Source organism: uncultured Dialister sp., assembly GCF_900538805.1.
In the GTDB taxonomy this organism is placed as follows: Bacteria; Bacillota; Negativicutes; order Veillonellales; family Dialisteraceae; genus Dialister.
In genome coordinates, this window is sequence record NZ_UPZP01000080.1 from 1 (window position 1) to 11,237 (window position 11,237).

Annotated in this window: 4 protein-coding genes; 3 read left to right on the forward strand and 1 reads right to left on the reverse strand. The window is 55.9% G+C overall.

The window, feature by feature from the left end; genetic code table 11:
• Positions 1–491: 491 nt before the first annotated feature.
• Entirely contained in the window at positions 492–2,642 is a 2,151-nt protein-coding gene (gene speC, locus QZQ29_RS07340; RefSeq protein WP_296961863.1) for an ornithine decarboxylase, read from the reverse strand.
• Between the two features lie 1,387 nt (positions 2,643–4,029).
• Here speC and QZQ29_RS07345 point away from each other — a divergent pair.
• From QZQ29_RS07345 to QZQ29_RS07355, 3 genes are all read left to right on the forward strand, one after another.
• Positions 4,030–5,241: an efflux RND transporter periplasmic adaptor subunit gene (locus tag QZQ29_RS07345; protein WP_296961864.1), complete on the forward strand. Its 1,212-nt coding sequence runs from the start codon at positions 4,030–4,032 to the stop codon at positions 5,239–5,241.
• Positions 5,242–5,251: 10 nt separating this feature from the next.
• A complete protein-coding gene (locus QZQ29_RS07350; protein ID WP_296961865.1) occupies positions 5,252–8,434 on the forward strand; it encodes a multidrug efflux RND transporter permease subunit in 3,183 nt (1,060 codons plus the stop codon).
• A gap of 677 nt (positions 8,435–9,111) precedes the next feature.
• Complete coding sequence (locus tag QZQ29_RS07355; RefSeq protein ID WP_296961866.1) at positions 9,112–9,957, forward strand: DMT family transporter; 846 nt, start codon at positions 9,112–9,114, stop codon at positions 9,955–9,957.
• The last annotated feature ends 1,280 nt before the right edge of the window (positions 9,958–11,237 follow it).

Sequence of the window (11,237 nt, forward strand, 5' to 3'; positions counted from 1 at the left end):
TGCATAGAATGCGCGAGTCGACCAAAGTTGGCCCTTAGCCTGCCCATAAGAGGGCTTTCCTTTTAGTTGGTCGACCGGCGATTCTTCGCCTACGGCTCAGAATGACGATGAGGGCGGGAAGGCAGTCCCGTAACGCAGGCTCCTTTCTCAGAAAGGAGCTGGGCGAAGCCCTGAGGAACACCGAATCTTTTTAGCGAAAGACCTGACGCTGTTCCTCCGTCGCCTAACGGCGACACCTCCTTCCTAAGGAAGGAGGCTCCGGCACTTCGTCATGCGGTACTGGAGACACAAATGTAAATTCTGTAACGCTGACTATATACTCATCGCCGAAGGCGATACCACACCCTCTGAACCCTCTGAATCCTTTGAATCCTGCCACGTAGTGGCTCCATGGGCGATACCACAACCCTCGCAGCCGTAGGCTGCGTCAAACCAAAGAACCTTAAGAACCTTCGGGCCGAAGGCCCGTCAACCCTCACGCCGCAGGCGTGTCATTCGCGGAGCACATACCCATAGGCGTGTTTCTTTCCGTCTTCTCCGTCTTCCACGTAGACGCCCTGGACTTCCGGGGGGAAGCCGGGGAGGGCGTTGATGCTGTCTATGAGGTCCATGAAGTAGTGGATGGCGGTTTTGGTCCAGCGTTCTCCGGGGTGGATGCAGAGGATGCCCGGGGGATAGGGGAGGGCGCCTTCCAGGGCGATTCGGCCTTCTGCGTCCTTGAGGTCTATGAGTTCGCCGTTTCCGCGGAAGTATTCGCCTTCTGCTTCTCTTGGGCTCATGGCGTAAGGGGGCAGGTGGTCTTGGGTGAAGAGCTGCTGCTGCAGGGCTGCCACGTTTCTTTCTTTGTAGAAATTGTGCATTTCCTGGCATAGGCGTCTTATGGTGCAGCCTTTGTAGTAGGTTTCGTAGGCTTCATAGACTTTGGGCAGCACTTTTTCCATGGGGGCGTCGTTATCTATGAAGGCTTCAAATTCCACCAGTTTATCCACCAGGCGGTCCAGTTTTTCTTTTGTTTCCGCCGGGGTGAGAAGGAAGAGGATGTCGTTCAGGTCGCTTTTTTCCGGAATGATTTTATTTTCCCTGAGAAATTCGGCTGCCAGGGCAGCGGGGATGCCGAAGTCCTGGTAGGCGCCTGTTTCGATATCAATGCCCGGGGTGATGAGCATGAGTTTCATGGGGTCCAGAAAATACTGGTTTTCACCGTAGCCTTTGAATCCGTGCCATTTGGCTTTGGGGGCGAAGGTCCAGAAACGGCGGTCGGCGGCTATCTGGGCGGTGTCGGCACTTTCCCATTTCCTGTTTCCCACGGTGTCCGGCAGGAAAGGGCGGAAGTAGTGGCAGCGGCTGATGATTTCCTTTCGAAGTTCGATGCCCAGGATGAGGGCGTCTTTCCAGAGTTTCTTTCCTCCTTCACCCTCGTGTATCCGGGCGTTCATGTCCAGGGCGGCGAAGAGCTGGTAGAAGGGGGAGGTGGAGGCGTGCATCATGTAGGCATTGTTCATCCTTTTGTGGGGAACGTAGCGCTGCTGTCCCCGGATGTGGGCGTCTTTTTTGTGTATCTGGGAGGTCATGGAGAAACCGGCCTGCTGTTTGTGCACCGACTGGGTGACGAAGATGCCCGGGTCGTCGGGGCCCAGTTCCAGCAGCAGGGGCGAGGCGTCTTTCATCATGGGGATGAACTGCTCGTAGCCCACCCAGGCGGAGTCGAAGAAAATGTAGTCGCAGAGGTATCCGATGCGGTCGATGACCTGGCGGGCGTTGTACATGCAGCCGTCGTAGGTGCCGAGTTCAATCACCGCCAGGCGTATGGGCCGCTCGGCCTTGGCCTTTTCCGGGTCTTTCTCAGCCACCAGTTTCCGGATGTAGTCTTCGTCGAAGCATCTTTCCGGTATGCCGCCGATGGAGCCGCAGGCGTTGCGGGCGGTTTCCATGTACACCGGAATGGCGCCGGAAAGCACCAGGCCCAGGTCGATGGATTTATGGTTGTTCCGGTCGTAGAGGACCATGTCGCCGGGAGCGAGCACGGCGTTCATGACGATTTTATTGGACGTGGATGTGCCGTTCAGGACGAAATAGGTTTTGTCCGCATGAAATACCCTGGCCGCGTGCTTCTGGGCGGATAGGGCTGCTCCTTCGTGGATGAGGAAATCCCCCAGGTCCACGTCGGAACTGGACAGGTCGCCGCGGAACACGTTGGGACCGTAGTAATCGTAGAATATGCGGCCGGCAGGGTGCTTCCGGAAGAAGGCGCCGCCCTGGTGGCCGGGGGAGTCGTACTCGTCATTTTTACGGGACGTATATTTCATCAGGGCCCCGAAAAAGGGCGGCAGCAGGTCCTTCTCATACTGAAGCGCTGCACGGGTGATTCTTTTCTTCCAGGACGATTTCTCTTTGATGGGAAGGAGGGTGCCGGAAATCTCTGACATATTCCGCGAGGCCGCTTCGCCGGTGTCCAGAATGAAAAGGGGAATGGAAAAAGCATGAATGGTGTCATAGGCGGCGGGGATTTCGTCCCGGCTTGTCATGACTACGGCGGATACGTCGGTGAGATCCGCACCCTTCAGGGGAACTGTCTTCCAGTTCTCCTGGGAAATGCCGCTTTCTGCAGCAAGGGCAGTTAAAGCGATTTTTAACTGTTTCATGAAAAACCTCCCTGTTTATTTTTGCTTGTATTATAGGAACCATGGGAGCCTTATGTCAATAAGGAAAAGAGAGGGAAAAAGAGGAAATTTGAGAAGTTTGGGGAAAAATATGAATTTCTGCATATTTGGACGGTTTGGAGAGTATAGGGGTGGGAAATTGAATAAATGGGAGGAAACGGGCTAGTGAGCTAGTGGGCTAGTGGACTAGTGAGCTAGTAAAACCGTACAACCGCCCTTCGGGCGAGGGAAATGCGGCACCCCCTTTGGTGGCTGGCGCCACCACCTTTCCCCCTCTTCGAGGGGGCACTATGGGTACTCAGCATTGTGCCACATGATGCTAAGGGTAAGCATAGAGAAGCCCATTCTCCCCCCTGAATAGGGGGGAGTCCCGCGAAGCGGGATAGGGGGGTGGCGAACGCAGTGAGCCAATCAGCAGAATGCTGGCCTTGCAGATGGATAAAACCTTTATAACAGGGCTTCGCCGGGGGGCAAAAAACAAGCCAAACTCGCTTCGCTCGTTGGAAAACCGTATAACCGCGTCTTTGGCGCGTGGGAAATGCACCCCTTCTGCCGCCTGCGGCGGCGTCTCCCCCGGAGAGGGGGAGATTCTAGCGGCGCTATACAATGAGCTACTTAAGTTAGCACTAAGGGATGCGGAGAGCAGACTTCCCCCTCCGGGGTGGCAAAGGAACTGGATTTGTAGGGGAGTGAAACGACCCGAAAATCCAGTGACATGCTTTCCCGTGGAGAAGTACCGCCGCAGGCGGGGATAGGGGTGCATTTCCAACGGGCGAAGCCCGGTCGGTCTGTTTTCCCTTCGCGCCAAGGGCGCGGTTGTAAAGGTTTTATCATAAGAGGCGGCATATACGATTTAAAAGACGCCCACCGCCGCCGCGAAGCGGCACCTTCCCGTCCACTGGTATTTAGCACGGTTTTTCTCAAATGTCTCGCGTACCGAGATTCTTCGCCTGCGGCTCAGAATGACGATGAGGGCGGGAAGGGAAGCACGTAACGTAGGCTCCTTCCCCAGGAAGGAGCTGGGCGAAGCCCTGAGGATAGGTCCGAAAATTTGAGAAAAGAACTGACGCTCCTATCCTCCGTCGCCTAACGGCGCCACCCCCTTCCTATGGAAGGGGGCTAAAGCTCTTCGTCATGCAGCACTGGAGACACAAATGTAAATCCCGTAACGCTGACTTTATAAGCATTGCCCGCAGGGCAATCCACCACCCTTTGAACCCTCTGAACCTTTTGAACCCTCTGAACCTTCAGTGCCAAGGAAATATTTATCTTACGTAATTAGGCTACATTCACAAATGGTTCTGAGTATGGTAAGATGGAAGAAAAATGTATGATTTCAATGAGAAAGCATTGTTTTCAAGGAGCGAATATGATGAAGCGTATGGATTGGAAAATGCGCGCTGCTGCGCTGGCGGCTGCTGCATGTATGGGGGCTGTTTTTTTAACGGGCTGCGGCAGCAGTGCGCAGCAGAAGTCTTCTGCTGTGTCGGTGAAGGCTATGAAGGTAGTGCAGCAGGACACGAAGGTGAGTCATGATTATTCGGGACAGGTGAAGTCCATGGACGCCGTGGTGATTAAACCGAAGGTGTCGGGGTCCATTGTGGAGAAGTATTTCAAAAGCGGCCAGCCGGTGACGGAGGGGCAGGCTTTGTACAAGCTGGATGACCGGCAGTATGAGTCGGAGGTGCTGTCTGCCCGTTCCAATGTGGACAAGGCTTTGACGAATCTGAACAATTCCATGATCGACCTGGGGCGGTACCAGAAGCTGCAGGCTTCCGGCGCCATTGCGGAGCAGACTTTGACTACCCAGGAGGCTACGGTGGCTTCGAACCGGTCCAGCTACGACGATGCGGAGGCTCTTTTGAAGAAGGCCCAGGAGAATCTGGACGATACGGTGATCCGCGCGCCGATTTCCGGGAAACTCTCGGTGGATGATGTGGCGGTGGGGACCTATGCCACCGCAGGAAATACGGCTCTTGTGTCTGTGGGCTCCATCAATCCTATTTATGTGCAGTTTTCCATCAGTGAAAATGAATACCTGAATTTCCGCATGGGTCCGGCGCCGGAGGACGGTAACGGCGAGAGACCGAAGCCGCCGACGGCGACGCTGACTTTGAGCAACGGCCAGAAGTACGATGAATCCACTACGAATTACATCGCCGACCGGGAGCTGTCGGAAAGCACGGGGACCCTCACCATCAAGGCTATTTTCAATAATGATGATAATGTGCTGCTGCCGGGCATGTTTGCCCGGGTCACCCTGGAGGGACAGCCTTTGAAGGATGCCATCCTTGTTCCCCAGCGGGCGGTGCAGCAGGTGCTGGACAAGTCCTTTGTCATCGTGGTGGGGGCGGACAATAAGTCCGTTTCCAAGATGGTCACCCTGGGAGACCAGGTGGGCAGCTATTATGTGGTAAAGAGCGGCCTCACGAAGGATGACAATGTGGTGGTGGAAGGTTTGACGAACCTGAAGGAAGGACAGGAGCTGAATGTGACGGAAACGAATGCCGATGAGCTGGGCCTTTCCATGACGTCCTCCGATTCCTCCGCCTCAGGAACTGCAGCCGTGACGGCGCAGTAAGGAGGCTCCCATGTCAAAATTCTTTATAAGGCGGCCTATCTTTGCCATCGTCATCTCCATTATCATCGTGCTTCTGGGCACCATTTCCCTTCTGACCCTGCCCATTGCACAGTATCCCCAGATTTCACCGCCCACCATCAGTCTCAGCGCCTCCTACACCGGCGCCAATGCTACCATTGTGAACCAGACGGTGGCCCAGGTGATTGAAGAGCAGCTGAACGGGCTGGAGAATATGTCCTACATGTCCTCCACCTCCAGCAACGACGGTTCCTACAGCCTGTCCATTGTGTTCGACCTTGACAGTGACGGCGATACGGACTCCGTGAACGTGCAGAACAATGCGAACCTGGCCAAGAACAGCCTGCCAAGCGACGTGCAGACCACGGGGCTTACGGTGCGCAAGTCCTCCGGCGACATGGTGCTCATGGCCAACCTCTATTCGCCGAAGGGCACCTATGACCAGGCCTTTTTGAAAAACTACGCCGACATTTACCTCCTGGACAAAATCCAGCGCATCGACGGCGTGGGCAACGTAAATACCTTCGGCTCCAGCTACGCCATGCGGGTGTGGCTGAATCCGGATAAGCTGGCGGAAAGAAATCTCACCGTGTCCGATGTGATTTCCGCCATTAAGGAACAGAATATTTCCGCCCCCGCCGGTACCGTCGGCGGCCAGCCGGCGCCGGACACCCAGGAAAAGCAGTACAGCGCCAAGGTGGAAGGCCGTCTCACCACGCCGGAGCAGTTTGGAAATATTATTCTGAAATCCGCTTCAAACGGCCAGTTCGTGTACCTGAAGGACGTAGCCAAAATCCAGACAGGCACCCAGAACGAAAGCAGCAACTCCAAAATCAACGGTAAAACCGGTATCGGCTTCGGCGTACAGCTTACCAACGACGCCAACGCCCTGGATACCATCAGCCAGGTGAAACAGGTGCTGGAGCAGGCCAGGGACAGCTTCCCGCCGGATCTGGACTACATCATCGTCATGGATAACACCAGCTTCATCAATGCATCCATCAGCGAAGTGAAGGACACCTTCGTGGAGTCCCTGCTGCTGGTTATCCTGGTGGTATTCGTATTCCTCCAGAAATGGCGCACCACCCTCATCCCGGTGCTGGCGGTGCCCGTTTCCATCGTAGGCACCTTTGCCACCTTCATCGTCCTTGATTTCACCATCAATACGCTCACCCTCTTCGCCATGGTGCTGGCCATCGGGCTGGTGGTGGATGACGCCATCGTGGTTATCGAAAACGTGGAAGAGCACATGGCCAAGGACGGCTTATCTGCGAAAGAAGCCACCGAAAGGGCCATGGACGAAGTGCAGGGACCGATTATCGCCACCACCGCCGTGCTGGCGTCCATCTTCATCCCGGTAGCCTTCATCGGCGGTGTCACCGGCGTACTTTACAAACAGTTCGCCATTACCATCACCGTATCCGTGGCTATTTCCGCCTTCGTGGCTTTGACTTTGACCCCTGCCCTCTGCGGCCTTCTCCTCAAGGCTGACGACAAGGGCATCCAGGGCGGCCCTCTGGGTTTCTTCTTCAAGAAATTCAACAGCGCCTTCGACTCCTGGCGTGAGAAATATACCGGCAAAGTGGGCTGGATGATTCACCACCTGAAATACGCGGCGGTATTCCTCATCCTGGTCACCGGCCTCATGGGCGTATTCTACAAAATGCTGCCCACCACCTTTGTGCCGGAAGAGGACCAGGGATTCTTCATGGCCAGCGTCACCATGCCCGAAGGCACATCCCTCAACCAGACCGTGAAGACCGTGGACGCCATTGCCGACGAAACGAAGCAGATTCCCGGGGTCAAGGATATCATGACCCATTCCGGCGGCTCCACTTCTAACTCCGGCAACGTGTATATTTCCCTGGACAGCTGGGACGAGAGAACCTCCTCGGACCTCAGCGTAAACTCCATTATTGCCAAATTCAACAAAACCGTGGTGCCCCTCCATCCGGAAGCCCGGGTGGCGGCCTTCAATACGCCGGCCCTCCCGGGGCTGGGCATGGAAGGCGGCTGGACCATGCAGCTCCAGGATAACGTGGGCCTCACCGACACGGAACTGGGCAATGTGGCGGACCAGGTGGTGGCTGCCTGCAGCGCAAGGCCGGAACTCTCCGGCGTCCGCACCAGCTACGCCACCAACACCCCCAGCGTGCAGTATACCGTGGACCGTGAAAAAATCAAAAACCTGGGCATCAACCTGTCCGACGTATTCACCGCTCTCCAGGCCAACTTCGGCGGCTCCCAGGTCAACGATTTCAACCAGTTCGGCCGCTCCTACAAGGTTATCGTGCAGGCCGACACCCAGTACCGCTCCCAGGCGGACAGTTTGAAATTTATTTCCGTGAAATCGTCCTCCGGAAACATGGTGCCCCTGGACACCCTTCTTACCAGCTCCATCACCACCGGCCCATCCTCCATTACCCGCTTTAACGGCGTAAGGAGCGTCACCATCCAGGGCAGCGCCGCCAACGGCTACAGCTCCGGCGAAGCCATGGCAGCTGCCGAAGAAGCGGCCAAGAGCGTCATGCCTTCCGGCTTCACCATCGAATGGTCCGGCCAGAGCCGCGAAGAAAGCACCTCCTCCAGCTCCACCATGAAAGTCCTCATCATGGCCCTGGTCTTCGCCTTCCTCTGCCTGGCAGCCCTCTACGAAAGCTGGTCCATGCCCTTTGCCGTCCTCTTCACCGTACCTACCGGTATCTTCGGCGCCGTATTCTCCGAATACATCATCCGCATCCTGGCCACCATGCTGGGCGGAAACGCCACAGGATTCCTGAACAGCGTGTACATGCAGATCGGCATCATCATGATCATCGGCCTGGCCGCCAAAAACGCCATCCTCATCGTAGAATTTGCCAAAGAACGGGTGGATAAGGGCATGGACCCCATGGAAGCCGTGGTTATCGCCTCCAAACTCCGTCTCCGTCCTATCCTCATGACCGCCTTCACCGCCATCATCGGCTGCCTCCCCCTGGCCCTCGCCACCGGAGCCGGCGCCGGTGCCCGCTGCGGCATGGGCGTAGCCGTCGTAGGCGGCATGACCTTCGCCACCCTCTGCGGCCTCTTCCTTATCCCCGCCTTCTACATCATTTCCGAATATATGGCAAGATACTTCCGGAAAGTGACGGGATTTAAGGGGATTAAGTTTAAGCATCGCCTGCTGAGACGGTGACGCCATTGACACGCCTTCGGCGTGAGGGTTGACGGCCCTTCGGGCCGAGGGTTCTTAAGGGGCTAAAGTTTGACGCGCCTTTGGCGCGAGGGTTGAGGTGGGCGGCTGCGCCGCCAGTATGGATAAAACAAATTTAGTGGGCTAGTGGGCTAGTTGGCTAGTGGGCTGGTAAAACCATACAACCGCCCTTACGGGCGAGGGAAATGCACCCCTATCCCCGCCTACGGCGGTACTTCCCCCGGAGGGGGAAGTTTGCTCTCCGCTCAGCTTTTATCTCATAAGCACCTTAAAGCATAGCGCCGCTAAAACCTCCCCCTCCGGGGGAGGTGCCGTAGGCAGAAGGGGTGCATTTCCAACGGGCGCCAGCCCGGTTTGCTTGTTTTCCCATCGCGCCAAGGGCGCGGTTGTAAAGGTTTTATCATAAGAGGCGTCTTAAACGAATTAAAAGACGCCAACCACCGCCGCGCCAGCGGTATATAAAACTCATCGCCCGCAGGGCGATACCTTCCACTCTGAACCCTCTGAACCCTCTGAACCCTCTGAACCCTTTGAACCCTTTGAACCCTCACGCCGCAGGCGTGTCAAAGGCCCATGAACCCTACCCGCCATCGGCGGGCCTATGACCAAAGGACCCTGATACTATGACCCCAAACTCCCGGGAGGCGAAAGCCCGTCTTATGCTTTGGACCACCGCCCTTATCTGGGGCGGCGGTTTTGTGGCGGGGAAAATGGCTTTGACCGGCCTTTCTCCCTGGGGTGTGCTTTTCTGGCGCTTCGGTCTGGCAGCGCTTTTATTTCTTCCCTTCTTTTACCGGAGGATTCTCCGGCAATGGAAGGGCCTTTTTGTCTTTGCCCTCCTGTCGGGCCTTCTTCTGGCGCTGTCCCTGGCGGTGCAGCTCTGGGGGCTCAGCTATACCACCAGTGCCAGGCAGTCCTTTCTTTTCACCACCTACGTGGCGGAGGCGCCCTTTGTGAGCTGGGCGGTCCTGAAAAAACGGCCGCCGGCGAAGGCCTTTGCCGGTGGTTTCCTGGCCCTCTCGGGCATCGGGCTCATTGCAGGAAACGGGGCAGGGGATATCCGGCTGGGCGATTTCATCACCCTCTCTTCGTCGCTGCTCTTTACCCTGCAGATTGTGTTTGTAGGGAAATACATGAAAAAGGACATGGACATTTTCGTCTTCTCCTTCATCCAGTTCTCCGCCGCCGCCCTCCTGTCCCTCTTGCTCCTCTCTCTTCAGGGAGGGCCCTTTCTCCCCTCCGGCAGCGAATGCGTGGAAGGGGTGCTCTTCCTGGGCATATTGAACACCGCCGCCGCCTTCACATTGCAGAACGGCGCCCAGAAATACCTCCCCGACGTGACGGTGTCCCTTATCAGCAGCATGGAGTCGGTGTTCGGTTTCCTCTTCTCCTGCCTCTACTATGGAAATCCCGTGACCCCATCGTTTCTGGCAGGAGGGGCGCTCTGCTTTGCGGCCATAGTGGTGAATGGGGTGAGAAATAAGACGATAGAAGATAGAGGATAAGTGGCTAGTAGCTGGTAGCTGGGAAGCGCCTGACGGCGCGGCCGGGATCGGGATCGAGTTCGGGCGTGAGGAATTATCAGTCGGCGGGGCGGTGCTAGCCTGTATTCCCGTAGGGACCTGCCGCTTCGCGGCAGAGGGGCGTATGGCATCCATCGGGCCTTCCGTCCCTTGGTGCCAAGGGTTGTATAAAAGGGTTGCGTCGCGTCGCTCAGGGCGGGAGGTAGGCACCCTTTGAAACTAATGGGTGCCATTATGATAAAACCATACAACCGCCCTTGCGGGCGTGGGAAAGCCACCAGAGGTGGCTAATTCATCGCTATGCTGAGAGTGACTTAAGTAGAAGGAAAGGCAATCCCGTAACGCACTTGCGTCCCCTTTAGGGGAAGAGGGCCACGAAGTGGCGCAGGGGTGTACGACGCTGCAAGCCGAATTGATACTCTACGCCGCCCTGACTGCCAATCGGCAGCCTTCCCGCCGACTGGTATTTACTACCGATTGGCTCATATGCTTCAAGTACCGAGATTCTTCACTTCGTTCAGAATGGTCGGTCGGCCAAATAAAAGGAAGGCCCTTTAATGTGCAGGCCAAGGGCCAACTTTGGCCGACTCGCGCATTCTATGCAGAATGCGCGCAAGTGAGGGCGGGAAGGCTAATCCCGTAACGCTGACTTTATAAGCATTGCCCGTAGGGCAATCCACCACCCTCTGAACCCTCTGAACCTTTTGAACCTTCTGAACCTTTTTTCCGCCCCTTTCTACACAACCTGCGCCGTCAGGCGCGCCCCTTTTTTTTATTGCCGCGCAGCGGCCCCCTTAATAAAATCTACTTGACATAATATATCCGGTGCATTATAATAGCCACAACTTAAGAAAAGCAAACCGTTGAAGCGGAGATAAAAATAATTCGTGCACTCACAGGGAGCCGGGGTATTGAGAAGCCGGCAGGACGCAGGTTATTAAATGGACCGCTGAGGGCGCGGTGAAAAGGATTTCCTTAGTAGCCTGCGACGTAGGGCATACGTCAGTTGCCGGAGATATGCTGGTATCTCGCTAAGAGCAGGGGTCATTCCCTGAAGCAAGGTGGCACCGCGGAAATATATCCGTCCTTGACAAGTATTTGTCAGGGACGGATTTTTTGTTGTCCTCCCTGAAGGAGGAAATCATGGATTCAATCAGACGATGGCAGGAAACTTCAGAACGTTAAGGAAGCACTGATTCATTCGCAGAATCGAATTTCATAAGTATTTTTATCCAATGCTGCGTCATAAGTCTCCTTAAATA

What these genes read in the sequence shown, in the direction of transcription:
- QZQ29_RS07350 (WP_296961865.1), top strand. Translation starts at nt 5,252, where the DNA reads ATGTCAAAATTCTTTATAAGGCGGCCTATCTTTGCCATCGTCATCTCC.
- QZQ29_RS07355 (WP_296961866.1), top strand. Translation starts at nt 9,112, where the DNA reads ATGCTTTGGACCACCGCCCTTATCTGGGGCGGCGGTTTTGTGGCGGGG.
- QZQ29_RS07345 (WP_296961864.1), top strand. Translation starts at nt 4,030, where the DNA reads ATGATGAAGCGTATGGATTGGAAAATGCGCGCTGCTGCGCTGGCGGCT.
- speC (WP_296961863.1), bottom strand. Translation starts at nt 2,642, where the DNA reads ATGAAACAGTTAAAAATCGCTTTAACTGCCCTTGCTGCAGAAAGCGGC.